Here is a 25,913-nt window from a genome sequence, read left to right on the forward strand (position 1 = left end):
GCAGGATAGGCGTTGCGTGAGAGTCGGGGAAGGCAAGACCCTCCCCCTTCAGGGGGAGGATGGCCAAGTCAGACCGCGATCAGCGCCGCGGCCAGGCGCCGGCCTTCGCTGGCCAGGACGTTGTAGGTGCGGGCGGCGGCCTCGGTGCTCATGAACTCGAGACCCAGGCCCGCGGCCTTCAGCGCGTCGCGCACGGGGCGCGGCGGCAGGGCGTTGGCCAGGCCCATGCCCAGGAGCACGAACTCGACGGCCCCGCCCGCGGCGAACACCGGGGCGAAGGCTTCCGGCGTCAGCTCGGCCAGGCTGGCGACGGCCCAGTCCTGCGGCTGGTCGTCGATGACCAGCAGCGAGCCGGGCCGCCAGAGGCCGGAGACCCGGAAGCCGCCGCCGCCCCAGGCGTCGATCGACGGGGGCTGGCGCGGGGTCAGCGCCTGGCTCACGGCTGGCTGGCCGCGCCGAGCTTGACCGGCTTGGCCTCGTCGTCGCCGCGCTTGACGCCCCAGACCAGGATCAGGGGCAGAGCGATGTAGATCGACGAATAGGTGCCGATGGCGATGCCGAACACCATGGTGAAGACCAGCGGGAACAGCACCGGGCCGCCGAAGATCATCGTGCCGCCCAGCGCCAGCAGCGCGGTCGAACCGGTGATGATCGTCCGCGACAGCCGCTCGTTCTCCGACAGGTCGATGATCTCGCGCAGCGGCGTGGTCTTGTACTTGCGCAGGTTTTCCTTGAGGCGGTCGAAGGTGATGACCTTTTCGTTCATCGAGTAGCCGATGACCGTCAGCAGAGCCGCGACCGAGGTCATCGAGAACTCGATCTGCATCACCGACAGGATGCCCAGGGTCAGGATGATGTCGTGGAACACGGCCACGACGGCGCCGACGGCGAACTGCCACTGGAAGCGGAACCAGATGTAGCCGAGCATCAGCAGCAGCGCGACGCCGAGGGCCTTGAAGCCGCCCATCAGCAGTTCGCCCGAGACCTTGGCGCCGATCACGGTCGGCGCCGGCATGGTCATGCCGGGAAACTTGGCGATGATCTCGCTCTTGATCCGGTTGGCCTCGACGTTGGCGTTGACGCCCTCGGTCGGCAGGAAGCGGATCATGGCCGAGTTGGGCGAGCCGAAGCCCTGGACCTGCACGTCGTGCGCCCCAGTGCCCTTGGCGACCTTGCGCAGATCGTCCAGGTCGATGGCCGTGGGCATGCGGGCTTCAAGGGCGACGCCGCCCTTGAAATCGATGCCCAGGTTCAAACCCTGGGTGAAGAACGACACGCCCGACCCGATGATCAGGATGAGCGAGAAGACGGCGGCGACCGGAGCCCAGCGCACGAAGCGGTAGTGGGTCGAGCGCGGGATCAGGCGGATGAGGGGCCAAGCAGCCATGAGCTTTGATCCTTACGCGATCGGCAGCTTCTTCGGCTTGGTGGCCTTGAACCACCAGCCGATGAGCACTTGAGTGATGATGATGGCGGTGAACAGCGAGGTGAACACGCCGATCGCCAGGGTCCAGGCGAAGCCCTTCACGGGGCCCGAGCCGAAGCTGAACATGATGCCGGCCGAGATCAGGCTGGTGATGTTGGCGTCGAGGATCGACACCAGGGCCAGCTTGTAGCCGGTGTCGGCCGCCGACATGGGCGACCTCCCGGCCGCGGCCTCGTCCCGCATCCGTTCGTAGATCAGCACGTTGGCGTCGACGGCGACGGCGAGCGTGAGGATCAGGCCCGCGATGCCGGGGAAGGTCAGGGTCGCCTGGGTGAACGACATGATGCCGACGATCAGCAGCACGTTGGCGATCAGGGCGATGGCCGCGAACACGCCGAACAGGCCGTAGGCCAGGATGATGAAGACGAACATCGCCACGGCGCCGATGGCCAGCGAGATGGCGCCGGCCTTCACGGCGTCCGCGCCCAGTTCGGCGCCGACGGTGCGCTGCTCTTCGATGTTGAGCTGGGCCGGCAGGGCGCCCGAACGCAGCAGCAGCGACAGTTCGCTGGCGCTTTCGACGGTGAAGCTGCCGGTGATCTGGCCCGAGCCGCCGAGGATCGGCGTCTGGATGGTCGGGGCCGAGATGACCTTGTTATCAAGGACGATGGCGAAGCGCTTGCCGATGTTGCGCGAGGTGGCGTCGCCGAACTTGCGGGCGCCCGAACCGTTGAAGCGGAACGAGACGACCGGACGGCCGCTCTGGCCGTCGAAGGCCTGCTGGGCGTCGACCAGCTCCTCGCCCGAAACGACGGCGCGCTTCTTCAGGGCGTAGTAGGGCTGGTAGTCGTCGCCGGCGACCAGCACCGTGCCCGGAGGCATGCGGCCCGACGCCATCTCTTCCTGGGTGACCGTCTCGTCGACCATCTGGAAGGTCAGCTTGGCGGTCTTGCCGATAACGGCCTTCAGGCGCTCGGGATCGCTTTCGCCGGCGGCCTGGATGACGATGCGGTCCGCGCCCTGGCGGGTGATCGTCGGTTCCTTGGTGCCGAGGCTGTCGATACGGCGACGGATGGTCTCGATCGACTGCTCGACGGCCTTGGAGGCGTCTGCGCGAGCGGCTTCGGGCGAGAAGGACAGCTCGATACGCTGATCGGCCTTGGTCGCGACGTTAACGTCGGTGCCCACGCCGCTGGCCAGCGGGCTGCCAAGCTTGCGCAGCTCGACGACGGCGGCGTTGACCTTCGAGGCGTCCTCGATGCGCACGCCGATCACGCCGTTGGCCTGGGCCAGGCCGTTAAAGTCGATTCCCGCGGTGCGCAGCGTGTTGCGGACGTCCTCGACCAGATTGTCGAGGCGCTCCTTGCGCAGTTGGGCGGTGTCGACCTCATAAAGGAGGTACGACCCGCCCTGAAGGTCGAGACCCAGGTTCAGCTTCTGCTTGGGAACCCATCCCGGCAGGGCGTCTAGCGTCTTCTGCGGCAGAAGATTCGGCAGGGTGAAGACGATGCCGAAAATCACCGACAGGGTGACGAGGACAATCTTCCAGCGGGATAGGCTCAGCATGGACTACGAGGCTCTCGACGACGCCAGGGGCGCCAGGGCGGGCTAGGTTCGAGCGGTCTTAAGCTCAGTTCTTCGGGTCGTTGGCCGGAGCCGGGTCGCCCTTGGCGGTGACCTCGGTGATCATGGCCTTGCGGACCTTCACCGTGACGCCCTGGGCGATTTCGACGCCGACTTCCTTGTCTTCCACCCGCACGATCTTGCCGATCACGCCGCTGGACAGCACGACGTTGTCGCCGCGCTTGATGTTGTTCAGGGTCGCGAGGTGTTCCTTTTGGCGCTTCTGCTGAGGACGGATCAGCATGAAGTAGAACAGCACGACCATGAGGATGATCGGCGCGATGCCGATGAGCTGCTGCTCCAGGCCACCAGAGGGGTTCATAACGTCTCCACGAATTTCTGCGGGCGGAGCGCCTGAAATAGGGTCCCCGCCAAGTCGGCGGAAGCTATGCGTTCACCTCCTCTTTTGCAATGAGGGCGCGAGAGCGTTAGGAGCGTGGCCATGACCGACGCCGCCCTGCCCCTGCTCGCCCGCATCGCCGACGCCCTGGATCGCCTGGCGCCGCCCGCTCCCGTCGCGCCCAGCTTCGAGGCCGCGCGCCTGTTCCGGCACGAGCCGGTCTCGGGCGCCTTCCTGCCCGCGCCGGACTACGCCATGGACATCGAGCTGCTGGTCGGTATCGAGCGCCAGAAGGAGCGCTTCCTCCAGAACCTGCGCCGGTTCGCCACCGGCCTGCCCTGCAACCACGTGCTGCTGTGGGGCGTGCGCGGCACCGGCAAGAGCTCGCTGACCAAGTCGGCCTTCATGGCCCTGGCGGCCGAGTACCCGGATCTGAAGCTGGTCGAGGTCGATCGCGACGAGGTCGCCGCCCTGCCCCCGCTGTTCGACGCCCTGCGCGTGCGCCCCGAGCGCTTCGTGGTGCTGTGCGACGATCTTTCGTTCGAGGACGGCGCCGCAGCCGCCAAGGCCCTGAAGTCGGCGCTGGAGGGCGGCGTGGCCGGTCCGCCGGAGAACGTGCTGTTCGTCTCGACCTCGAACCGCCGCCACCTGATGCCGCGCGACCATGCCGAGAGCCAGGGCGCCATCGCCTCGGCCGAGAACGCCGAGGAGGAGATGAGCGTCTCCGACCGCTTCGGCCTGTGGATCGGCTTCCCGCCCATGGACCAGCCGACCTATCTGGCGGCGATCAATACCTATGCCGAGCGCTTCGGCCTCCAGGTCGAGAACCTCGAGCGCCGGGCCCTGCAATGGTCGCAGTTGCGCGGCGCCCGCTCGGGCCGTGTGGCGTGGCAATTTGTCCGCGACCTCGCCGGCGAACTGGGCGTACGCTTGCCCGGATAACACTATCCGGGGGGAAACGTGTCCGACGGCAAGCCGTGGTTCAGGGTCAAGCGTCATGGCTATGGCGCGGGCCCGCCCTGCAGTTGGGAAGGCTGGGCCGTCGTCGCCCTCTATATCGGCCTGCTGCTGGCCTCGGCCGTGCTCTACGGCAAGGACCACCCGCGCCTCGTCGGCGTGTTCGTCGTGGTCATGACCCTGGTGGTGATGCTGGTCGCACGCTGGAAGAGCGACGGTCCCTGGCAGTGGCGCGACGGCGAGGACGACTAGGCCGGGTCGCCTGACGTCGCCGGCGGGGTCTTCTTCTCGGTCAGGGCCACCAGCGCCACGCCGACCATGGTCGCGCCGCCGCCGATGACCAGTTGCAGCGACAGCGCGTCGCCCATGAACAGCACGCCGATCGTGCACGAGACCAACGGCGTCAGCAGGAAATAGGGCGTCACCCGCCCAGGCTCGCGCCGCTGCACCAGCCAGAACAGCAGGGCGCTGGCCCCGATGGTCGACACGACCCCAGCGAACACCACGCAGGTCCAGGCCAGAGGCGACGCGGACGAGACCTTGGCCACCACGTCGTCCTCGAAGGCGAAGGACATGGCGATCAGGATCGGCGCGGCGACGAAGGCGGTCAGGCCCTGCACCTTCAGCGGCTTCACGCCCGGCGTCTTGCGCACCAGCACCGTCGCCACAGCCCAGATCGCAGCGGCGGTCACGCCCAGGACGATGGCCGGCAGGTCGGCCGCCCCATGCGGATCAAGGCTCATCCACGCCACCCCGGCGAAGGCGACGCCCAGGCCGATGACGGCGGGCACCCGCATGGTCTCGCCCAGCATGCGCCAGGCGAACAGCGCCGTGAACGGGATCCAAAGCTGGGTGGCCACCACCAGCGGACTCAGCGACTTGGCCATGCCGAAGGCGATGTAGATCAGCGCGAAATGGATCGGCCCCGACAGCAGCACGATGGTCAGCAGTCGCTTCCAGTTCGGGAATGGCGGCCGCACGAACGGAAACAGGAAAGCCAGGGCCAAAGCAAAGCGCAGGCCGCCCACCATCATCGGCGGCAGGGCGGCCGTGGCGTACTTGGCCGCGGCGTTGTTCAGCCCCCAGGTCAGGATGATCGCCAGGATCGCCAAGCGCTCTATCGTCGTCAGGGGGCCGGTGGACGCGGACATGGGGCTGCTTGGATCAGACCCCGCCCGATCCTTCAACCCCGCCAAACACGCCATTTGGTCCAATGACGTCGCGAATGGCCGACATGAGGATGGCGAGGTCCGCGTCCGGCGTCGTGTAGGCCGGCGTCAGATAGACGACCTTGCCCATCGGCCGGATCCACGCGCCCTTCGCGGCGAAGGCCTGGCACAGCGCACCGACGGCCACCGGCGAGGAAAACTCCACCACGCCGATCGCCCCCAGCACCCGCACATCGACGACGCCCGGCGCGCTGCGGCAGGGCTCCAGACCCTCCTTCAAGGCCGCCGAGACCCGCGCCACGTCGGCTTTCCAGGTTCCGGCCTCGAACAGGTCGAGCGAGGCGTTGGCGGCGGCGCTGGCCAGGGCGTTGCCCATGTAGGTCGGCCCATGCATCAGGGCCGCGCCGGCGTCGTCGGACCAGAAGGCCTCGAAAACCTTGCGCGAGGCCACGGCCGCCGACAGCGGCAGGGTGCCGCCGGTCAGGGCCTTCGACAGGGTTACGATGTCAGGCTCGATCCCGGCGGCCTGCATGGCGAAGAGCTCGCCGGTGCGGCCAAAGCCCGTGAAGATCTCGTCGAAGATCAGTAGCACGCCGTGCTTGTCGGCCAGCCGGCGCAGGCGGCGCAACACCTCTGGATCATGGAACAGCATGCCGCCCGCGCCCTGCACCAGGGGTTCGGTCAGCATGGCGGCGATCTCCCCGCCCCGCTCGGCGAGCAAACTGTCGAGCGCGGCCTCGGAGGCTTCATCCAGCGGCAGGTCGGCGATCACCTGCGCGGGCATCACCCCCGAGAACAGGCTGTGCATCCCCTCCTCCGGGTCGCAGACCGTCATCGTCGCCAGGGTGTCGCCATGATAGCCGCCGCGGAACGACAGAAAGCGCGTGCGGCCCGTCTCGCCGCGATTGATGTGGAACTGCAGCGCCATCTTCATGGCGATCTCGACCGACACCGAGCCGGATTCGGCGAAGAACACATGATCCAACTCGCCCGGCAGGATCGCCGCCAGACGCGCGGCCAGGCGATAGGCCGGTTCGTGCGCCAGGCCGCCGAACATCACGTGCGGCATGGCTTCCAACTGCTCACGCACGGCGGCGGCGATGTGCGGGTGATTGTAACCATGAACCGCCGTCCACCAGCTGGCGATGCCGTCGACCAGTTCGTGGCCGTCCTCCAGCACGATCCGCGAGCCGTGGGTGCGCACGACCGGAAGCGGCGCCGGGGCCGTCTTCATCTGGCAGTAGGGCCGCCACACGTGCTTGGCGCCTTCAGCGAGCCAGTCGGGGGTGGTCATGGCGATCCTTTCGTTGCGCCGGAGGGGCCGCTTGCCTAGAGCGTCCCCGCTCCCGAGCAAATCGGAATCTGGGCAAACAGGAATCGGAATGCACAGTCTGGACGCCTTCGCGAGCGGCAAGCTCGCGGCCCTGGAGGCCATGAGCCTGCGCCGCCGCCTCAAGCCCACCCGCCGGCTGCCCGGCGCGGTCGTCGAGCGCGACGGCAAGCGCCTGTTGTCCTTCTCCTGCAACGACTATCTGGGCCTGTCGCAACACCCGGCCGTCATCGCCGCCGCCCAGGCCGCCGTGGCCGAGCATGGCGCGGGTTCGGGCGCTTCGCGCCTGGTCACCGGCGACAACCCGCTGATCGAGGCGCTGGAGCAACGCCTGGCCCGCCTCAAAGGGACCGAGGCCTGCGTGGTGTTCGGCTCGGGCTACCTAGCCAACACCGGGGTGATCCCTACCTTCGCCGGCAAGCAGGACGTGGTGTTCGTCGACGAGCTGGCCCACGCCTGCATCTGGGCCGGGGCGCAGCTTTCCGGCGCCAAGGTCGTGTCCTTCCCGCACAATGACAGCGACGCCCTGGCCGAACTGCTGGCCGAGCACCGATCGAGCTTCCGCCACGCCGTCGTCGCCACCGACGGGGTGTTCTCGATGGACGGCGACGTCGCGCCGCTGGACTGGCTGTCGGCGGTCTGCGAGGCCAACGACGCCTGGCTGCTGGTCGACGACGCCCATGGCGTGGGCGTGCTGGGCGATGGCAAGGGCACGGCCGCCCTGTTCCCCGACGCCGTCATCCCGTTGCAGATGGGCACGCTTTCCAAGGCGCTGGGCTCGTACGGCGGCTATCTATGCGGCTCGCAGAGCGTGGTCGACTTCCTCAAGACCCGCGCCCGCACGGTCGTCTACACCACCGGCCTGCCGCCGGCCTCGGCCGCCGCCGCCATCGCCGCGCTCGACCTGATCGAGGCCGACCCGGCCTTCGCCGCCCAGCCCCTGCGCAAGGCCCGCCTGTTCACCAAGGCCGCCGGCCTGCCCTCCGCCGAGAGCCCGATCGTGCCGGTGGTTATCGGCGAGGCCGACGCGGCCCTGGCGGCCTCCGCCACCCTGGAGGCCGAAGGGTTCCTAGTGGTGGCCATCCGGCCGCCCACTGTGCCCGCCGGCACCGCCCGCCTGCGCCTGGCCTTCAGCGCCGACCATCCAGACGAGGAAGTCCTGCGGCTGGCCGCCCTCGTCCGCCCCTATGTGGAGGCGAGCCGATGAGCGCCCTCTTCGTCGCCGGAACCGGCACCGACATCGGCAAGACCCACGTCGCCTGCGCCGTGATCCGGGCCCTGAAGGCCAAGGGCGTGGCCGTCGACGCCTTCAAGCCCGTGGTCAGCGGCTTCGATCCCGCAGATCCCTCGGCCAGCGATCCGGCGCGCCTGGCCCAGGCGCTGGGCGACCCGAGCGCCCTGCCCCGCATCTCGCCGCGCCGCTATCTGGCGCCGCTGGCCCCGAATCTGGCCGCGCGTCTCGAAGGCGACGTGCTGCGGATCGAGGATCTGGCGGCCGATTGCCGCGCGGCCTTGGCCGGCGACCACGACCTGATGCTGGTGGAAGGCGCCGGCGGGGTGATGTCGCCCCTGACCGACGAAGCCACCAATCTCGACCTGATCGCCGATCTTGGCCTGCCGGTCCTGCTGATCGCCGGCTCGTACCTCGGCACGATCAGCCACGTGCTGACCGCGCTGGTCGCCCTGCGGGCCCGAGGCGCAAGCGTGGCCGCCATCATCATGAGCGAGAGCCTGGACGCGCCCGACTTGGTCCAGACCGCCGACGCCCTGGCCGCCTTCGAGCGCGAAACGCCGATCTTCCTTGCGCCCCGCCACGAATATTGGGACGCAAGCGAACTGGCCGACCATCTGGCGAGGGGGCTCTAGACCATGCGCGTGGCGATGATCGGCCTGGGCGACATCGCCCGCAAAGCCTACCTGCCGTTGCTGGGAACCCGCGCCGACGTGCAACTGGCCTTCGTCACCCGCAGCACCGCCACGCTCGACGAACTGGGCGCGGCCTGGCGGGTGGATCGCCTGCACACCGACCTGGAAGAAGCCCTGGCCCAAGGCCTCGACGCCGCCTTCGTGCATGCGGCGACGGAGGCGCACCCCGCCATCGTCCGCCGCCTGATTGAGGCCGGCGTGGCCACCCTGGTCGACAAGCCCATCGCCGACACTCTGGATGAGACCGAAAGCCTCGTGGACCTGGCCGAGACACACGGCGTGTCGCTGGCCGTCGGCTTCAACCGCCGCCATGCGCCGGTCCAGGCCGAAGCGGCGGCGCTCAACGCCCCGTTCGTGCTGATGCAGAAGAACCGCACGGGCCATGCCGACGGCGTGCGGCGCACGGTCTTCGACGACTTCATCCACGTGGTCGACAGCTTGCGTTTCCTGTCGCCCGGCGCGAAGCAGGCCAGGATCAGCGGCCGGCTCGACGGCGACCTGCTGGAGCACGTGATGCTGCACCTGACCGGCCCCGGCCGCGACGCCGTCGGGATCATGAACCGGGTCAGCGGCGCCAACGAGGAGGTGCTCGAGGTGATGGGCGGCGGCGTCAAGCGCCGGATCGCCAACCTCGCCGATGTCACCGACTTCGCCGGCGGCGAACGCCTGGCCCGCCGCGGCGACTGGACCACCGTCGGCCGCCAGCGCGGCTTCGAAGCCATGATCGACGCCTTCCTCTGCGCCGTGCGCGAGGACCGACGCCTGTCGGCCCTCGACGCCCTGGAGACCCATCGCCTGTGCGAACAGGTCGTGGCTGAACTGACGGCCTAGAAGTCGGCCGACAGCGTCACCTGGAAGGTCCGGTGCGAGCCGGGCCGGAAGGTGGCCAGGGTGTCCACGGTCGTGCTGATCGTGCCCAGATAGTCCTCGTCGAACAGGTTATCGACGTTGATCCGGGCCTTGACCTGCTTCAAAGGCCCCACGCCGAAGCCGTCGCCCAGGTCGACATAGGCGTTCCACACCGTGTAGCCGTCCGTCTTCTCGGTATTGCGCATGTTGGTGTAGCGGTCGCTGAGGTGGCGGGCCGAGACGTTGACCAGCGCCCAGTCGGTCGGCTCCCAGGTGACGCCGCCCTGGAACAGCCAGGTCGGGAAGTCCGGCAAGGTGTTGCCCGCGATCGGCTGGATCCCGAAGTTGTTCTCGAACTCGGCCCGGTTGTACGACAGGTTGGCGTTGAAATAGAGCTTGCCGCCCGCCAGCTCCGGTTTCCACTGGCCGCTGAACTCCACGCCGTGAGCCTCCACGCCGCCGACATTCTGGAAGAAGGTCTCGGTCGTGCCACTGCCCGGAACCTCGGAAGCGTAGGACTGAAGGCGGTTCTCGAACGCGGTGTAATAAGCCACGACCGAGCCGTTGAAGGTCGGCCGGTTGGCGCGATAGCCGATCTCGAGGTTCTGCGAAGTCTCGGCGTCGGGTCCGGGCGCGGCGGGACTGGCCGCCGAATAGATGTCGTCGGCGCCGCGCGGCAGGGCCAGGTTCTCCGAGTAAGAGGCGAACACCTGGTCGCGGCTGTTGATCGAATAGACCAGGCCCACCTGCGGCAGGAAGCTGTCCTTCCAGTTGTCGGTGATCCTGGGCTGACGCCGGGCGATGTAGTCGGCGGGATTGCGATAGCCGGCAATCTCGTAGTCGATATCCGTGGCCTTGAAGCCCAGCTCGACCTTCAGCCTGTCGTCCAGCAGCCGCACCGTGTCCTTGAGGAAGAACTGGGTGGTCTCGCGGGTGGAGACGTAGTTGCGCTGCAGGTGCACGGGCTCGTTCAGCAGCGCCGCGCCATCGGGATGGCCGCCCACGGTGTTATAGCGGGCCTGGGTGCGGTGGTAGTCGTCCTTCTCCAGCCAGACCCCGGCCTGGAGCGTATAGATCCCCGCCCGCCAGGTTCCAGCGACGGTGATCCCCTTGCGCGTGCCATCGACGCCCGAGAGGCCGTACTGCACGCCCTTGGGCGCGGTCAGGCCGGCCACGATCAGGCGCTCGGCGTTGTAGCTGGCCAGCGAGGTCGAATAGGCCTCGGGCGAGACGCCGTAGCCGCCCTTGTCCTCGTAATAGGCCGTCGAACGGATCTCGAAGGCCTCGCCGATCGGCTTGCTCAGCGACAGGCCGTAGAGGTGGTCCTGCCGGGCGTTGACCGCGAACTTGTAGTACTGGTTGTAGGCGGTGTTCGAATACGGCACGCCCGCCGACGTCACCGGCAGGCTTGGCACGTAACCGAGATAAGCGAAGTCCCTGCCCTTGCGGCCGAAGAGGTCGCCTGCCGTCCCTGCGTACTGGGCCTTGGTGATCGACGGGGAGTCATAGTCGTAATAGTCGTTGTGCACGGTCTGGAACGTCAGGTTCCCGCCGCTCTCGAAGGCGTAGTCGAGCTTGCCCTCGTAATGCTCGCGCTTGATGAAGCCCGGGCCGCGCCACAGGTCGCCCTTGATCCACGACCCGGCCACATAGCCTGACAGTCGGCCGATCTTGCCGCTCTCCAGACGCAGGAAGCTGCGGCGCAGGTTGTCCTCGCCCAGGGTCTGGCTGATCGAGCCGCCGGCCTGCACGTCCGGGGCCTTGGTGAAGTAATCGACGATCGGTCCAAGCGAGGCGTAGCTGGGCAGCGAGACGTCGCCGGCCCCGGCCGAGGCCTGCACGCGCGCCAGGTTCTCGTTGTCGACATAGCGATAGATCGGGCTGCCGCCGAACTGGTCGCTGCGCCCCATGGGGATCCCGTCGAGCAGGAAGCCGATCTGCTGGAAGTTGAAGGCCCGCACCGAGACCGAGTTGCCGAACTCGTACATGCCCAAGGCGTCGTTGGCCTGGACGTTGAAGCCCGGCAGGCTCTCCAGCATCTTCAGGCCGGTCACGCCGGCTGGGGCCGACAGCAGGGCCTCGCGGGTGATCGAGACCGTGGCGGTGGCCTGGTCCGTACCGATGGCGACGCTGGCCTCCGACACCCGCTTGCCGGTGACGACGACGGCGTCGACCGCGTCGGGCGCCTTGGGGTCTTCCTCGGCGAAGGCCGGCGCGCCGGCCCCCATGACGCTTGCCGCCAGCAAGGCGGCCTTCAGACGACGAAACGCATACTTGCTCGACTGGACTTGGATCACGGCTATCCCCTGCTTTTTGATCCCCCGACGAGACTGGCTCCCGACCGCAGGTCAAAAAACAGAAATCGCCGTTACAGCAGCCCACTTTTCTGCGTGGTTCCGCCGGCGACAAACGAGATCATTTAATATGCACCAGCACCGTTACTCGACAGGACACGGAAAGCACGACGCCATCCGCTTCGCATACTGACGGCGAGGCGGTTCCTGATCGATCTGGCCTTGGCGCGCGGCGATCACCACCAAACGCCTTTCACGGACACACTGCACGCCGTCCCGCCCCGCGCGTCAAACGTCGCGAGGCCCATAGGCCCACTGACAAGCCGCGGCGCCGCGCGCTCCGGCGCCCAGCGCGCAAAGAAAAGGCGGCCGCCCCTTTCGGAGCGGCCGCCTCTTCGAATTTCATCCGACGACGGAGATCTAGAACGGGATTTCGTCGTCCAGGTCGGCCGAGAAGCTCTCGCGCGGACCGCTGGGCTGGCTACGCGGAGCGCCGCCGCCGAAGTTGCCGCCGCCCTGGCCGCCGCCGTAGCCGCCACCGCCGCCTTGGCCGTAGCCATCGTCATAGCCGCCGCCCGACGAGGCGCCGGCGCCGTCGCCGCGACCGCCCAGCATGGTCAACTCGCCGCGGAACTTCTGCAGCACGATCTCGGTCGAGTACTTTTCCTGGCCCTGCTGGTCGGTCCACTTGCGGGTCTGGATGGCGCCCTCGATGTAGACGGTCGAGCCCTTGCGCAGGTAGCTCTCGGCCACCTTCACCAGGTTGTCGTTGAAGATCACGACCCGGTGCCACTCGGTCTTTTCCTTGCGCTCGCCGCTGGAGCGGTCGCGCCAGGTCTCGGACGTGGCGATGCGCAGGTTGGCGACGCGGTCGCCCGAGTTGAGGGTGCGGATTTCGGGGTCGGCCCCGAGGTTGCCGACGAGGATGACCTTGTTGACGCTGCCAGCCATTGGCGATGCCCTGCTCTCGCCCGGCGACCCAACGCGCCGGAATCTCGAAGCCAGGACGTTAACGACTCAGCAAGATCAAAAGCAAGCTTTGTTCCCTGAACGTTCCTGTGAACGGAGGGCGGTTATCCACCGCCCTCTCCTGCTCGTCCGAAGGTTCAGCGCGCCGGCAGCGCGCCCGGAACCGCCAGGCGGCCGTCGCCCGTGCGAACCAGCGACATGAACCGGGCGCCTTCGTAGCTGTCGCCCAGATAGATGCCTTCCTTCTCCACGAAGATGAACTTGCCCTGGTAGGAGCCGGTCAGCTGTTCCCGGCGCAGGCCCATGCGCATGAAGCGGATGCGCATGCCCTCCAGCGTGGCCGCGCAGGTCTCCATGTTCGGCACGTTGCGCTCGACCGGATTGAACTGCAGCGTGCCGTCCTTCTTCTCGATCACGTGGTTGCAGACGCCCTGGTCGAAGGGCGCCTTGGTCTGCTTGACGCAGCCCGACAGGCCGATGGCGGCGACGCCGAGGGCCAGGACGGCGGCGATGGAGGAAACGCGCATCAGAGAACTCCTTCGTCTCAGCCGACGCTGGGAATGGCGCAATTGGCGGCCTGCTCGACCACCAGGTGGAACGAGCGGTTGTCGGACGAGGCCTCGACGCGGCCCGGCAGCAGGCGAAGCGTCTCGTCGCCCCAGCGGCCGTAGGTGGCGCCGCCCGGACGCTCACACTTGCCCGCGAACAGCTGCTGGATGCAGGCGTTCTGGGTGATCTCGCCCGGCAGCTTGTTCCATTGCCCGCCCGAGTAGCGCTGGCAGACGCCCAGAGGCGCGCTGCTGGCCGCAGCGGGACCGGTCGGCGCGGGCGTCGGCGCGGTGGCGACCGGCGCGGTGACGGTCGGCGGCGGCAGCGGCGTCAGCACCGTGCCGGCCTGGTCGGCCGCGGCCAGGGCCCCGGTCTCGTCGACGCCGACATCCAGCGCGCCGGTGGCCACGCCGTTCTTCTTGGCGCATTCGGCCAGGGTGGTCTCGCCCACGAACTGGCCGCCGACGAAGCAGCGCAGCGGGCGGGCCGGATCGTTGAGCTTGGTGTCGTCGGGACGTCCGGTCTCGACGATCAGGCCGGCGCGCGAGGCCGGCGGCTCCTCGGCCGGCTTGCGGTCCTTGCCGCCCATCAGCGCGAAGGCCACGCCGAGGCCGGCGATCACGGCCAGGGCCGCTCCGCCGCCCAGCAGCACGCGTCGGTCTTTGAGAAGTTCCATGTCCCCTGGCTACGACGCGTTGGTGACGGTTTCAAGCGTCGCAGCGCCATAGGGCGCTTACAATTGTCAACCGCCGGTCAGACGGTCGAGCGCGGCCTGGTAGTTGGCGATCTGGTTGGTCAGATAGGCGGGCGCCGTGCCGGTGGTGGCGCTGTTGGTCGAGGACGTGTCGACCTTCACGCCGTTGGCGATATCGGCCATCTCGCGATAGGCGTTGCGGATTGCGGCCGTGGCCGACTTCAGCAGGTCGGCGGTCGTGGCGCGTGACTCGGCGTCGGCCAGGCTCATGTCGAGATTGAGCTTGAGGCCGTAGACCGGCCCCTTGCCGTCCGCCGACACGGTGCGGCCGCCCTCGGTCTTGGTGTTGCGCACCACGCCGGACGCCAGGCCCAGCGAATCCAGGACGTCGCTGTCGCCCTTGCCCGGCAGGATCTCGACGGTCGAAGTCTTGAAGGCCGGCGTGATGGAGAGCTTGCGCATATTGCCGTCGCTGGTGATCGACACCTTGGCGGCGCTGCCCGACGCGCGGCGGATCTTGTCGGCCAAGGTCTCGAGCGTATCGTTGGCGCTGATGGTGATGGTCGTCAGCGGGCCACGCTCGCGCGTGCGGATCTGGAAGGTGTCGCCCGCACGGGCCGAGGTCGCCGAGACGATCTTGTCCGACTGGACGTAGTTCATCGCGCCGCGCGGCAGGCCGAAGACGTCCAGCGCGCTGGAGCCCGAGGCGTCGACCGCGATCGAGGTCGGGGTCGCGTAGCCGTCCTTGCCGGTCAGGCGCTGCTCCCACGAGGCCTCGCCGGTGCTCATGTCGATCTGCGCGACATAGCCGTCCTTGGTGCCGACGGTCGGCAGCCCCGCCAGGTCCTTGCCGGCCGCGCCGACCAGCCAGACCTGGCCGTTCGAGACCGCCATGCCGGTTACGGTGTCATCGCCCGTGCCGCCATAGTAGGCCATCGTGTCGCCGGCCGTGTCGGTCAGGTCGAGCGAGATGCGCGCCACGAAACCGTCCGAGCCGCCTGAAGCAGCCGAGGTGACATTGCCCACCGACAGCTCGCCGTTGGTCGTATAGCCGCCGATATAGAGCTGGCCGTTGTCGATCGAGATGCCGGCGATGTCGCCGCCCTTCAGCGTGCCCAGGTCGCGCACCGCGCCGACGTTCATGGCGGCGGCCTTGGTATAGGTCACCGCCTTGGTCTCGTAGATGCCGGCCGAATTCAGGGTCGTGCGGTTCTCGGTGACCACGGTGGTGGCGACGTCGAAGCTGCGCAGCTTAGCTTGGCTGCCTTCCTTGCTGGCGACGATCACCTTGCCGCCGTCGACGACGATGCCCGACACCGTGTCGTTCTCGGCGCTGCCGAAATGGGTGGTGAACAGCGCCTTGGGGGTGCCGGCGATATCGGTGGCGAAGCCGGTCAGATAGTTGTCGTAGCCGCCCTGCGAGGCCGAACCCGTCGCGCCGGGCAGGTCCGACTTGGTGCGGCCGGCCACGTAGACCACGCCGTCCTCGCCGAAAGCCACGGCCGTAGCCTCGTCCTCCAGCAGGCCGCCGCGGCGGACCGTCCAGGCCTCGTCGCCGTTGGCGTCGTACAGCGACACGAAGCTGTCGGTCACCGTGCCGTTGCTGTCGGAATTGATCGGGCCGGTCGTCGCACCGTTCAGGGTGCCCGCGACCGAGCCAGCGATGGCCACCTTGCCGTCGTCCGAAACCGCGATCGAATAGCCGGTGGCGGTGTCGGCCGCGCCCAGGCTGCGAGCATAGAGCAGCTTGCCGGCGGAATCGTACTTCAGCAGGGCGACGTCCTGGTCGCCCTTGATGGTCTGGCTCTCGACGCTCTTTTCGACGTCGGCCAGCACGTAGATCGAACCGTCCGGGCCGGCGACGGTCTTGTGGACCTTGGCGACCGTGCCTTCCAGCGTGTCGGAGAACACCTTGGCGCCGGCCACGCCGGCGCTGGAGCCCGTGCCGTACTTGGTCAGGGTGTTCTCGATGACCGCGTCGTCGGTCTTGGTGTCCTTGTCGGGGTCGGGATTGCCGGCCTCGGTGGTGATGTAGACGGCCGGCTTCGGCGCCGGGGCCGTGAAGGTAAGCTTCTCGATGGAGTCGCCGCGGATCCGCAGGGCGAAGTCGTCACCGGTGGCCGGCAACTTCACCGTCTGGCCGTTGACCGTGGCGGTGCGCTCCACGCCCGGCGTGCGCTCGACGGCGAAGGTGGTGTTGTAGCCGGCCGCCTGGAGCTTGCCGTTGAAGAAGCTGACCACGTTGGACATGGTCCGCGGCGTCGAGCCCATCTCGGCCAGGTCCATCGTCAGGTTCTGGGTCTCACCGAACTTGGTGACCGACATCGTGAACTTCTGGTCGCCTTTGAAGGCGGGGACCTCGTCGTCCATCTGGCCGCTGTAGAGCGTGTTGGTGACGTAGCCGTAGACGTTCTTGGGCACGCCGACCTTGGACTTGTCCTGGGTCATGGCCGCGCCCGTGGTCAGGCGCATGCCTTCGGTGTTGGCGCTCTGGACGTAGTTGGTGAGCTCCGTCAGCCCCTTGGTCAGCGCCGTCTGCAGGCGCTTGATCTCGCTGTCGGAGACGTTCTTCTCGCTGGCGCGATTGGCGATGGCGGTCAGGGTGTTCAGGGCCTGATAGGCCGAGAACAGCTTCTTGTAGTCACCCTTGATGCCCGGAGCGGCGGCCTCGGCGGCGCCTTCATCGACGAACTTGCGGCCGTTCAGCGCCGCCTTCACCAGATCGCTGGGCTCGGTGGTCACCGTCGTCCAGGGCGCGGCGGGAATGCCCTGCTTGGCCGTGGAGGTCGAACTCGTCGTGCCCGAAGACAGCGCGGACGCAGCCGTGCCCACGCCAAGCTTGGCTTGGTAGTAGCTCAGCAGCGAACTGGTGTCGAAAGTGATCACGACCGCTTCCACAGAAGGCGCAATGCGCCACTCATCGCAATCTTCGGTTACGAACGCTGACGTTTCGTTAAGACGTGTGAATTGTTCGGATCAGGCCGCGATCAGGTGAGCGTCGCTCAGCGCCCGGCGCGCCTCGTCGCGAAGCTCGGCCCACTCCTCGGCCAGAATGCCCAGCAGCACCACGTCGCGCGGCTCGCCGTTCTTGAGGACATGGCCGCGCAGATAGCCTTCGCGACGGAAGCCCGCCGCCGATTGGGCCTTCAGCGCCGCGTCGTTGTCAGCCATCACCTCGGCGAACACCTTGTGCAGGCCCAGTTCGCCGAAAGCGCGGTCGAGACCCAGAACCTGGGCCGCCCGCCCTACCCCGCGACGTCGCGCGTCGGATGCGCCGACGAACCAGTTCCAGCCCGCGCGGCGATGGTGCGACTGAAGCCCCGTGAGGGTCAGCAGGCCGGCGGGCGCGCCGGCGCGCGCGATCATCCAGCCCCGCATGTCGGGATCCTTGCGCAGGCCGTCGAACCAGGCGGCGTGCGCCTCGCGGCTGGGAAACGCCGCGTCCGACATCCAGCGGTCGACCTCGGGCTCGGCGCGCCACTGGAAGAGCACCGCCTCGTCCTCGTCCTTCAAGTCCCGCAGTTCGATCATGCGAAGCGAATCCCCTTGCGCTGCGGAACACAGAGTAACCACGCGAGAAACGCCGGCCTAGGAAAAGACCGGCGTTTCGTATGACAATTACGTTGGGGCAGCCGCCGCCTCAGCCGTTGCCGAACAGCGACAGGATGATCTGCGGCGCGCCGTTGGCGATCGACAGAGCCTGGGCGCCCAGCTGTTGCTTGACCTGAAGGGCCTGCAGGCGAGCGCTTTCCTTGGCCATGTCGGCGTCGACCAGGTTGCCTACGCCCGTTTCCAGCACATCCGACAGCTTCGAGACGAAGGTGTTGTGGGCGTCAATCTGCTTGGCCTGCGAACCGATCGAGCCGACGGCCTGGTTGACCGTGGCGATCGTCGCGTCGAGGCGGGTGAGGACGGCGGTCGCCTGGGTCAGGGTGGCGATGCTGTCGCCGGCCAGAAGGCTGTTCTTCGGGCTGCCCAGCGACAGGGTCTGCAGGTTCAGCGAGATCACCGTCTGGGCGTCGGCGTCGGCCAGGAAGGTGATGGCGTTGGTCTGGCTGCCGTCCAGGATGTTGGCGCCGTCGAAGGTGGCGCTGTCGACAACCTGGGTGAGGTTGCTGAGCAGGCCCTGGAAGTCGGCGTTGAGAGCGGTGCGCGCCTGGGTCGACAGCGAGCTGTCCTTGGCCGCGACCACCTTCTCACGCATCAGGTTGAGCAGGTCGGAGACCGACTCGCCGGCGGTCAGGGCGACGTCGGCGATCGAGGTCGCGCGATCCAGGCTCATCTTGACCGAGGCCAGGGCCGAACGGTCGGCCTGCTGGTCCTGAGCGATCGACCAGACGGCCGCGTTGTCCTTGGCGCTGGAGATCGCAAGGCCGGTGTTGATGCGGGTCTGGACGCCCTGCATCTCGTCGTTGGTCTTGTTCAGGTTCTGCAGGGCGATCAGCGCGGGCTGATTGGTGTTCACACTCAGCGTCATCACGATACTCCGAACGGCGTTCTCGCCGACTTCAAGGAGCTCGGTGCGCGATTCGACGCCCGAGCGGATCGGCCGTGAACTTGCCGCCCGGGGAGTAAGAATATGGTTAACGCTTATAAACCATGTTGCGCCTGCGACGTCGCGCCGCAAGCGTGCATGCAAACCGTGGCGCGCGAAGGCCCTAGGTCAGGCCGTCGTAGATCGCGCCGGGGCCGTAGGAGGCCGCTTCCTTGAACCGCAGCACGTCCTCGCGGGGATACTGCTTCAGGGTCTCGCCCGTCCGCCGGTCCACCGTCTTGTAGACGTACACGCCGCTGTCGGTGTCCTGCTCGATCACAAGGCGCAGGTCGCCAGGCTGCGGGCCGTCGTCGACGACCTTCTGCTCGGCTGGCTTGCGGACCTCGGCCTTGCCGGTTCCGGAAACGACTTCGCCGTCCGAGGCCTTGCCCGGGACGGTCATGGGAACGATCTGGTTTTGCGCGGGCAGCTCTTGAACCGGAGCCGTCAGCGCGGCCTTGTTTTCCATCTCTCCTAATCACCGCCGTTTAGCGGCGGCGCCTTCTTTGCTCCCCTCCCCGGCCCAGGGCCGCGAGAAAGGCGGGGGCGACCCGTGAGGATCGCCCCCTGCTCGTCCCTTATCGGAACAGGCTCAGGACCGTGCCGGTCGACTGGTTGGCGATCGAGAGCGCCTGGATGCCCAGCTGCTGCTTGGTTTGCAGGGCTTGGAGCTTGGCGCTTTCCTTGGCCAGGTCGGCGTCGACCAGGTTGCCCACACCGGCGTCGAGGCTGTCTTGCAGCTTGCCGACGAAGTTCAGGTGGGTGTCCAGGCCGGTCGAGCTGGTGCCCAGCGAAGCCAGCTTGTTGGTCGCCGTTTGCAGAGCCGTGTCGATGGTGGTGATCATCGTCTTGGCCGCGGCGGCGGTCGTGAAGGTGGTCGTGGTGCTCAGGCCGATGCCGGTCAGCGACAGGGTCTTGGCGTTCACGGTGATAGCCGTGCCGTCCGAGTTGGCCAGGAAGCTGAGCTTCGTGGTCTTGCCGTCGATGATGCTGGCGCCGTTGAACTTGGCGTTGGTCACAGCCTTGGTGATCTGGTCGCGCAGCGACGTGAAGTCAGCCTGCAGGGCCTTGAACGACGCGGTGTTCAGCGAGGTGTCGGAAGCGGCCAGGGCCTTTTCCTTCATCTTGCCGAGCAGGTCGGTCACCGTGTCGCCGGCCGCCAGCGCGACGTCGATCGTGGACTGACCGCGTTGCAGCGAGTCCTTCACGGCGTTGAGCGAGGAAGCGGTGGCCGACTGGTTCTTGGCGGTGGCCCAGATGGCGCCGTTGTCTTTGGCGGAGCCGATCTTCTTGCCGGTGTTGATGCGTTGTTGCGTAACCTGCAGCTCGCTGTTGGTCGAGTTCAGGTTTTGCAGGGCGATCATCGCGCCCGAGTTCGTGTTGATGCTGTTCAGCGCCATAACGAATATGTTCCTATTTCAGGTTGTCCGACGTCATTTTGACTGCCGGGAGCGTTTTGCTCGCTGATCTAGGAAGCAACTACCGGGCCAATCCTGCCCACCTGCTCGAAAATTTTAAGTCATTGAAATTACGGCGTTATAGGTTCGTTTAGAACGTTCACGCCCGGCAAATTCTGCCGAGCCGGGCGCCCCACCGGCAAATACTGCCGGGCAGCTTTCGGCAGATGCGACCGAATTGCCCACCCGAAACACGACCGTCGATCTCCGAAAATCAGACCCCGGAACAAAAGAAAACGCCGGGCGATCTTTCGATCGCCCGGCGCTTGGTCGCCAGGTTCGGCGCTTCTTCGATCAGCCGCGGAAGAGCGACATGATCGATTGGGGCGCCTGGTTGGCGATGGACAGTGCCTGCACGCCCAGTTGCTGCTTGGTTTGCAGCGACTGCAGCTTGGCGCTTTCCTTGGCCATGTCCGCATCGACCAGATTGCCGACACCGGCGTCGAGGCTGTCCTGCAGCTTGCCCATGAAGGTCAAGTGCATGTCCAGGCCCACCGAGTTGGTGCCGAGCGAGGCCAGCTTGTTGGTCGCGGTCTGCAGAGCCGTATCGATCGTGGCGATCATCGTCTTCGCAGAAGCGGCCGTCGTGAAGGTCGTCGTCGTCGACAGACCGATGCCCGTGAGGGACAGGGTCCGCGAGGTGACGGTGAACGCCGCGCCGGTTTCGTTCGCGAGGAACGCGAGCTTGGTGGTCGAACCGTCCACCACGCTGGCGCCGTTGAACTTGGCGTTGGTCACGGCCTTGGTGATCTGGTCGCGCAGCGACGTGAAGTCGGCCTGCAGCGCCTTGAAGGAAGCGGTGTTGAGCGAGGTGTCGGAAGCGGCCAGGGCCTTTTCCTTCATCTTGCCGAGCAGGTCGGTGACCGTGTCGCCGGCCGCCAACGCAACGTCGATGGTCGACTGACCGCGCTGGAGCGAGTCCTTCACGGCATTCAACGAGCTCGAGGTCGCGCTCTGCATCTCCGCCATCGACCAGATCGCGCCGTTATCCTTGGCGTTCGAGATCTTCTTGCCGGTGTTGATGCGTTGCTGGGTGGTGGTCAGCTCCGAGTTGGTGGCGTTCAGGTTTTGCAGCGCGATCATCGCGCCGGCGTTGGTGTTGATGGAGTTGGCGATCATAGGAACCTACCGTTTTGGTGGAGAGCCCCGGCATTTTGCCGGTCGGGCGTTTTGCCCGCGGGAACCATCGCAAACGGCGGGCCAGTTCAGGCCAGATCGCAATCCACTGAAATGAAACGGAAATTTCGAAGCATGGGCCGGAAACGAAACCGCCCGGCGAATGCAACATTCGCCGGGCGGCAGGTTTTTCCGAAGAGAGGCGGCAATCGGCGCCGAGCTGCGCCTTGAGGCCGGATCAGGCCGCTTCGGCGCGGCCGGCCAGCCCCTGCATGATCATGCGGTTGATCTCGATCAGCGGCTCGAAGTCTTCTTCCTTGCGCATGACCAGGCTCGAGTGACGACCCACCCAGATGCTCAGCGAGATGATGCTCGCGCGCAGCTCCTTGGTCATGGTGTTCTCGGGCAGGGCGCAATCTGTCGCCAGCGCCGACCAGACGCGACGGTTCCAGTCCAGCGCATGGATACGCGTCTGGATGTCGTTCACGTCGGCCTGGGAAGCCTCCATGAGGGCGCGCGTCACCTGTCCGAACAGGCGATACTCGACCTCACGCGGATTCTCAGTCCTGGTCGCCGCCTGCTGGTAGGCCCGAAGAGACATTCCCCAACCTCTCGTCTTCGTAATCGATCAACTTACGGCTCAGCATGAGCGCCTTGTAGTACTCGCGGGCCATGACGTGCTTGGAGATCGCGATGCAATCGGCCAGCACGCCCGGGTTCCGCACCACGCCCATGAACTCGGTCAGGCGGGTCGCGAACTCGTCGTAGTATTTCTCCGCACCGCTCTCTTCCAGGTACATCATCATGACCGGGAAGTAGATGTGACGCGATGGCGTGGTCACCTGATCGGGCTGCATGATGTCCTTTTCACGCAGCACGGAGGCCTTGTTCTGCAGGACCAGCACCCCGCGACGATCGCCGTTCTGGACGACCGCCCCGTTGAGCACGAATTTCTCGCCGGGCTTCAGCGACAGCTTCAAAGGCACTTTTGGCCATTCCTTTCCATCGCTGCGCCCGTCCGCCGTCATGGCGGTTCGCCGGTATGGCGTTCGACCGGAACCTAGAGGGCTGCGGGTTAACGCCCTATTGCCGGCCGCGCGACCGTAAGTCGCAGCTTAGGACACAATTAAGCATACTCGCTCAGAGGATGAAGCCACCCAATCGCCAAGGTGTACGCATGTCCCGCAATCTCGGCTCCGGAATCTCCGCCGCCGCCCTCGCAGCCGGCCAGGAAGCGGTCGGTCAAGGCGTCTTGCCGGGCCTGCGCGCCTCGCAACTGGGTGATTCCGCCTCGGCCGATTCGATCGCGCGGCTGAACCGCGAAGCCCACACGATCCAGGATCCGGCCACCATCAAGCTGCTGAACAAGGCGATCATCGCGGTGCAGCGCGGCGAGTACGTCCTGGCTGAAAAGACCGCCCTGAAGGCCCTCAAGAAGAACGAGCGCGCGGGGCCCGCCTGGCACGTCCTGGCCGTGGCCCGCGAGAAGACGGGCGACTTCGCCTCGTCCATGCATTGCTACGAAGCGGCGCTGAAGCTTCTGCCCGACGAATCCGCCGTGGCCGGCGACCTGGGCCGCCTGGCCTTCCGCATGGAAATGCCGGAGATCGCCGCCAAGCTGTTCATGCACTGCCTGAACGCCAATCCCACCAGCCTGGAAGCCACCAACAACCTGGCCTGCGCCCTGCGCGACCTGAACCAGGAATCCGCGGCGATCGACATTCTCAAGCCCGCCATCCAGGCCAATCCCACGCAGCCGGTGCTGTGGAACACCCTGGGCACGGTGATGTGCAGCCTGGGCGAAGGCCGCACGGCCGTGACCTTCTTCGACGAGGCCCTGCGCCTGGCGCCGCACTTCGGCAAGGGCCTGCACAACCGGGCCTTCGCCCTGCTCGACCTGGGCGACGTGAAAGGCGCCCTGGCCGACTGCGACGCCGGCATCGAGATGGCCGATTCCGCCGAAGACCTGGCGGCCATGCGCTTCGCGCGCTCGACGATCCTGCTCGCTCTGGGCCGTGTCGCCGAAGGCTGGGAAGCCTACGGCGCGCGCCTGTCGACCGAGTTGGCGGGCGTTCCCAACTACCAGTTCCCCGTCAAGGCCTGGAAGAAAGGCGACGACCTCGCTGGCAAGCGGCTGCTTGTCGTGGCCGAGCAGGGCCTGGGCGACGAGGTGATGTTCGCCAACACCCTGCCCGACGTAGCCGAAGCTTTGGGCCCGGACGGCGCGCTTTCGATCCTGGTCGAACGCCGCCTCGTTCCGCTGTTCGAGCGCAGCTATCCCGAGGCGAACGTCGCCGTTCACCGCACCGTCTCCTACCAAGGCCACATCTATCGCGACGCGCCGTTCATCGAGGACTGGTCGGGCATCGACTGCTGGGCCCCGATGGGCTCGCTGCTGGAGACCCTGCGCCCGTCGGTCGAGGCCTTCCCCAAGCGCGAGCGCTTCCTGACCCCCGATCCCGAACGCGTCGCCCACTGGAAGAAGGTGCTGGAAGACGCCCCGCCCGGACCCAAGGTCGGCCTGCTGTGGAAGAGCCTGAAGCTGAACGCCGAGCGCGCCCGCCTGTTCTCGCCGTTCGAGCTGTGGGAGCCGGTGCTGAAGACCCCCGGCGTGTCGTTCATCAATCTCCAGTACGGCGACTGCGACGAGGAGATCGCCTACGCCCGCGAACAACTGGGCGTCGAGATCTGGACCCCGCCAGGCATCGACCTGAAGCAGGATCTGGACGACGTGGCCGCCCTCTCCTGCGCGCTGGACCTCGTCATCGGCTTCTCCAACGCCACCATCAACCTGGCCGGCGCCTGCGGCGCGCCGATCTGGATGCTGACCGGCGCGGCCTCGTGGACCCGTCTCGGCTCGGACCATTCGCCCTGGTATCCGCAGTGCCGCTGCTTCATCGCGCCGGACTACGACGACTGGCGTCCGATCATGGCCGACGTCGCCGGCGCCCTGGCCGATTTCGCGAAGTAATCGGGCAGGAACATCGGGCGCGGGGGCGGGTTTGATTCCCTGAACGGGCGGCGATCGTCGCCCCATCAGGGAGACCCGCCATGCCGCCGGAAACCGACTACGACCCGCAGGATGTCGCTGAGGTCCTGGACGAGACCAACCTGACCGAAGACGGCCAGGACATCGCCAATTTCGACGAAATCGAAGACGTCTACGACGTCACCCAGGCCGACGACGACGACGCCGAGGATGAAGACGACGACTACGACATCCTCGACGAATCCGAGCTCGACGACCTCGAGGACGAACTCGAAGGCGGCCGTGACGACGAAGGCCTCGACGTCGAGCGCGAGCCCCTCGATCCGGTCGGCGGCGGCCTGTCGGACGAGGACGTCATCTCGACCGATGATGAAGAGCCGTCCGACTACGAGTCGACCCGGCTGGCCGAGGACGACGTAGAGGCGCTCGGATACGACCGCCGCCGCTAGGCCACGATCATCAAACCGCCGATCGATCCGTTCTAGCCTGCCTTCGTACGCGCCCTTAGTTGCGCTGTCGTCACCATCGCGTCAGGCTTCGCCGAGGCCTGACAGGAGATTTCGCATGTCCGATCCCAAGCCCGAAACCCCGCAGGATGAAACCGACCAGGCGGACTATCTGGAAGACCAACTGGAGGAAGGCCTGGAAGAGAGCTTTCCGGCCAGCGATCCGCCGTCGGTGGCTCGCCGCCATCGCCAGCCGCCGCAGAACCCGTCTTGATCGCGCGGCGCGGCTCTGTAGGTTAGCCCTGAAGATTTGAACACTTGTTCGAGGCGCGCTTCATCCGGGGCCGCCGTCCAGGGACACCGCATGAGCTCGCGCTTCGAAGGCACCGCCGACTACGTCGCCACCGAGGACCTGAAGGTCGCCGTCAACGCGGCCGTGGCCCTGGAACGCCCCCTGCTGATCAAGGGCGAGCCGGGCACCGGCAAGACGGTGCTGGCCTACGAGGTCGCCAAGGCGATGAACGCCCCGCTGCTGACCTGGCACATCAAGTCGACGACCAAGGCTCAGCAGGGCCTCTACGAGTACGACGCCGTCACCCGCCTGCGCGACAGCCAGCTGGGCGACGAGCGCGTCAAGGACGTCAAGAACTACATCAAGAAGGGCAAGCTCTGGGAGGCTTTCGAGTCGCCCGTCCGCCCCGTCCTGCTGATCGACGAGATCGACAAGGCCGACATCGAGTTCCCGAACGACCTCCTGCAGGAGCTCGATCGCATGGAGTTCTTCGTCTACGAGACCGGCGAGACCATCAAGGCCAAGGTGCGGCCGGTGATGATCATAACCTCCAACAACGAGAAGGAACTGCCGGACGCCTTCCTGCGCCGCTGCTTCTTCCACTACATCCGCTTCCCCGAGGAGCAGACGATGCAGGCCATCGTCGACGTGCACTTCCCGGGCATCAAGCAGAAGCTGGTCGCCGAAGCTCTGCGCATCTTCTACGACATGCGCAAGGTTCCAGGCCTGAAGAAGAAGCCGTCGACCTCGGAGCTGCTCGACTGGCTCAAGCTGCTGCTGGTCGAGGACATCGACGAGACCGTGCTGCGCGAGAAGGATCCCACCAAGCTGATCCCGCCGCTGCACGGCGCCCTGCTGAAGAACGAGCAGGACGTCCACCTGTTCGAGCGCCTGGCCTTCCTGGCCCGCCGCGAAGGCAGCGCCCGCCCGGGCCAATAGTCCCGTTACCGCAA

General features: G+C 66.9%; 27 protein-coding genes. 9 read left to right on the forward strand and 18 right to left on the reverse strand.

Annotated features, from left to right (window positions below):
• Positions 1-68: 68 nt before the first annotated feature.
• From P7A99_RS01580 to yajC, 4 genes are all read right to left on the reverse strand, one after another.
• Positions 69-428 (reverse strand): Mth938-like domain-containing protein, encoded by a 360-nt coding sequence (locus P7A99_RS01580; protein ID WP_277792286.1) that lies wholly within the window; start codon positions 426-428, stop codon positions 69-71.
• A gap of 8 nt (positions 429-436) precedes the next feature.
• Complete coding sequence (secF, locus tag P7A99_RS01585) at positions 437-1,387, reverse strand: protein translocase subunit SecF (RefSeq protein ID WP_277792196.1); 951 nt, start codon at positions 1,385-1,387, stop codon at positions 437-439.
• Positions 1,388-1,399: 12 nt separating this feature from the next.
• A complete protein-coding gene (gene secD, locus P7A99_RS01590; RefSeq protein WP_277792197.1) occupies positions 1,400-2,992 on the reverse strand; it encodes a protein translocase subunit SecD in 1,593 nt (530 codons plus the stop codon).
• 64 nt (positions 2,993-3,056) lie between these two features.
• Positions 3,057-3,371, reverse strand: a complete 315-nt coding sequence (gene yajC, locus P7A99_RS01595; RefSeq protein ID WP_277792198.1) for a preprotein translocase subunit YajC — start codon at positions 3,369-3,371, stop codon at positions 3,057-3,059.
• Positions 3,372-3,491: 120 nt separating this feature from the next.
• On the opposite strand from yajC, the gene P7A99_RS01600 reads away from it, so the two are divergent.
• A complete protein-coding gene (locus P7A99_RS01600; RefSeq protein ID WP_277792199.1) occupies positions 3,492-4,331 on the forward strand; it encodes an ATP-binding protein in 840 nt (279 codons plus the stop codon).
• 18 nt (positions 4,332-4,349) lie between these two features.
• Entirely contained in the window at positions 4,350-4,598 is a 249-nt protein-coding gene (locus tag P7A99_RS01605) for a hypothetical protein (protein WP_277792200.1), read from the forward strand.
• Here P7A99_RS01605 and P7A99_RS01610 read toward each other — a convergent pair.
• Together P7A99_RS01610 and P7A99_RS01615 are read right to left on the reverse strand one after the other, a co-directional pair.
• On the reverse strand, positions 4,595-5,497 hold the full coding sequence (locus P7A99_RS01610) for a DMT family transporter (RefSeq protein ID WP_277792201.1): 903 nt from the start codon (positions 5,495-5,497) through the stop codon (positions 4,595-4,597). The two genes, P7A99_RS01605 and P7A99_RS01610, sit on opposite strands and share 4 nt — an antisense overlap.
• Before the next feature lie 13 nt (positions 5,498-5,510).
• Positions 5,511-6,809 carry an adenosylmethionine--8-amino-7-oxononanoate transaminase gene (locus P7A99_RS01615; RefSeq protein ID WP_277792202.1) on the reverse strand — a complete coding sequence of 433 codons (1,299 nt, stop codon included), beginning with the start codon at positions 6,807-6,809 and terminating at the stop codon, positions 5,511-5,513.
• An 88-nt stretch (positions 6,810-6,897) separates the two neighbouring features.
• Between P7A99_RS01615 and bioF the strand changes: the two genes are divergently transcribed.
• The 3 genes from bioF to P7A99_RS01630 are packed head-to-tail and all read left to right on the forward strand — an operon-like array spanning position 6,898 to position 9,602.
• A complete protein-coding gene (gene bioF, locus P7A99_RS01620; protein WP_277792203.1) occupies positions 6,898-8,052 on the forward strand; it encodes an 8-amino-7-oxononanoate synthase in 1,155 nt (384 codons plus the stop codon).
• The gene (gene bioD, locus P7A99_RS01625) at positions 8,049-8,711 is read left to right on the forward strand and encodes a dethiobiotin synthase (protein WP_277792204.1); all 663 of its coding nucleotides are present in this window, start codon (positions 8,049-8,051) and stop codon (positions 8,709-8,711) included. Before bioF ends, bioD begins: the two co-directional genes overlap by 4 nt.
• Before the next feature lie 3 nt (positions 8,712-8,714).
• Positions 8,715-9,602, forward strand: a complete 888-nt coding sequence (locus tag P7A99_RS01630; protein ID WP_277792205.1) for a Gfo/Idh/MocA family protein — start codon at positions 8,715-8,717, stop codon at positions 9,600-9,602.
• On the opposite strand, the gene P7A99_RS01635 is transcribed toward P7A99_RS01630, so the two are convergent.
• The 12 genes from P7A99_RS01635 to flbT all read right to left on the reverse strand — a co-directional run bounded on the left by P7A99_RS01635 (position 9,599) and on the right by flbT (position 22,219).
• Positions 9,599-11,914: a TonB-dependent receptor family protein gene (locus P7A99_RS01635; protein ID WP_431307632.1), complete on the reverse strand. Its 2,316-nt coding sequence runs from the start codon at positions 11,912-11,914 to the stop codon at positions 9,599-9,601. The two genes, P7A99_RS01630 and P7A99_RS01635, sit on opposite strands and share 4 nt — an antisense overlap.
• A 420-nt stretch (positions 11,915-12,334) precedes the next feature.
• Entirely contained in the window at positions 12,335-12,865 is a 531-nt protein-coding gene (gene ssb, locus P7A99_RS01640; RefSeq protein ID WP_277792207.1) for a single-stranded DNA-binding protein, read from the reverse strand.
• Positions 12,866-13,020: 155 nt separating this feature from the next.
• Positions 13,021-13,410: a hypothetical protein gene (locus P7A99_RS01645; RefSeq protein ID WP_277792208.1), complete on the reverse strand. Its 390-nt coding sequence runs from the start codon at positions 13,408-13,410 to the stop codon at positions 13,021-13,023.
• A 17-nt stretch (positions 13,411-13,427) separates the two neighbouring features.
• Entirely contained in the window at positions 13,428-14,108 is a 681-nt protein-coding gene (locus tag P7A99_RS01650; RefSeq protein ID WP_277792209.1) for a hypothetical protein, read from the reverse strand.
• Positions 14,109-14,174: 66 nt separating this feature from the next.
• Positions 14,175-17,012: a hypothetical protein gene (locus P7A99_RS01655; protein ID WP_277792210.1), complete on the reverse strand. Its 2,838-nt coding sequence runs from the start codon at positions 17,010-17,012 to the stop codon at positions 14,175-14,177.
• A gap of 90 nt (positions 17,013-17,102) precedes the next feature.
• Entirely contained in the window at positions 17,103-17,657 is a 555-nt protein-coding gene (gene pseH, locus P7A99_RS01660) for a UDP-4-amino-4,6-dideoxy-N-acetyl-beta-L-altrosamine N-acetyltransferase (protein ID WP_277792211.1), read from the reverse strand.
• 109 nt (positions 17,658-17,766) lie between these two features.
• A complete protein-coding gene (locus tag P7A99_RS01665) occupies positions 17,767-18,603 on the reverse strand; it encodes a flagellin (RefSeq protein WP_116491543.1) in 837 nt (278 codons plus the stop codon).
• 181 nt (positions 18,604-18,784) lie between these two features.
• Positions 18,785-19,129, reverse strand: a complete 345-nt coding sequence (locus P7A99_RS01670) for a hypothetical protein (protein WP_277792212.1) — start codon at positions 19,127-19,129, stop codon at positions 18,785-18,787.
• A gap of 109 nt (positions 19,130-19,238) precedes the next feature.
• Positions 19,239-20,060, reverse strand: a complete 822-nt coding sequence (locus tag P7A99_RS01675) for a flagellin (protein ID WP_277792213.1) — start codon at positions 20,058-20,060, stop codon at positions 19,239-19,241.
• Between the two features lie 351 nt (positions 20,061-20,411).
• Entirely contained in the window at positions 20,412-21,236 is an 825-nt protein-coding gene (locus tag P7A99_RS01680) for a flagellin (RefSeq protein WP_277792214.1), read from the reverse strand.
• Positions 21,237-21,471: 235 nt separating this feature from the next.
• Positions 21,472-21,834, reverse strand: coding sequence for a flagellar biosynthesis regulator FlaF (gene flaF / locus P7A99_RS01685; RefSeq protein ID WP_101715743.1), 363 nt, complete (start codon positions 21,832-21,834; stop codon positions 21,472-21,474).
• On the reverse strand, positions 21,794-22,219 hold the full coding sequence (flbT, locus tag P7A99_RS01690; protein ID WP_101715744.1) for a flagellar biosynthesis repressor FlbT: 426 nt from the start codon (positions 22,217-22,219) through the stop codon (positions 21,794-21,796). The genes flaF and flbT overlap by 41 nt, the downstream gene beginning before the upstream one ends.
• Before the next feature lie 191 nt (positions 22,220-22,410).
• Here flbT and P7A99_RS01695 point away from each other — a divergent pair, with 191 nt between their 5' ends.
• The 4 genes from P7A99_RS01695 to P7A99_RS01710 all read left to right on the forward strand — a co-directional run bounded on the left by P7A99_RS01695 (position 22,411) and on the right by P7A99_RS01710 (position 25,899).
• Positions 22,411-24,204, forward strand: a complete 1,794-nt coding sequence (locus P7A99_RS01695; RefSeq protein ID WP_277792215.1) for a flagellar protein FlbA — start codon at positions 22,411-22,413, stop codon at positions 24,202-24,204.
• Positions 24,205-24,284: 80 nt separating this feature from the next.
• Positions 24,285-24,671, forward strand: a complete 387-nt coding sequence (locus tag P7A99_RS01700) for a primosomal protein (protein ID WP_277792216.1) — start codon at positions 24,285-24,287, stop codon at positions 24,669-24,671.
• A 115-nt stretch (positions 24,672-24,786) separates the two neighbouring features.
• Positions 24,787-24,942 (forward strand): hypothetical protein, encoded by a 156-nt coding sequence (locus P7A99_RS01705; protein ID WP_277792217.1) that lies wholly within the window; start codon positions 24,787-24,789, stop codon positions 24,940-24,942.
• Positions 24,943-25,032: 90 nt separating this feature from the next.
• Positions 25,033-25,899: an AAA family ATPase gene (locus P7A99_RS01710; protein WP_165256020.1), complete on the forward strand. Its 867-nt coding sequence runs from the start codon at positions 25,033-25,035 to the stop codon at positions 25,897-25,899.
• Positions 25,900-25,913: the final 14 nt, after the last annotated feature.

Origin of the sequence: Caulobacter endophyticus, from assembly GCF_029543245.1 — a bacterium.
GTDB lineage: Bacteria > Pseudomonadota > Alphaproteobacteria > Caulobacterales > Caulobacteraceae > Caulobacter > Caulobacter endophyticus_A.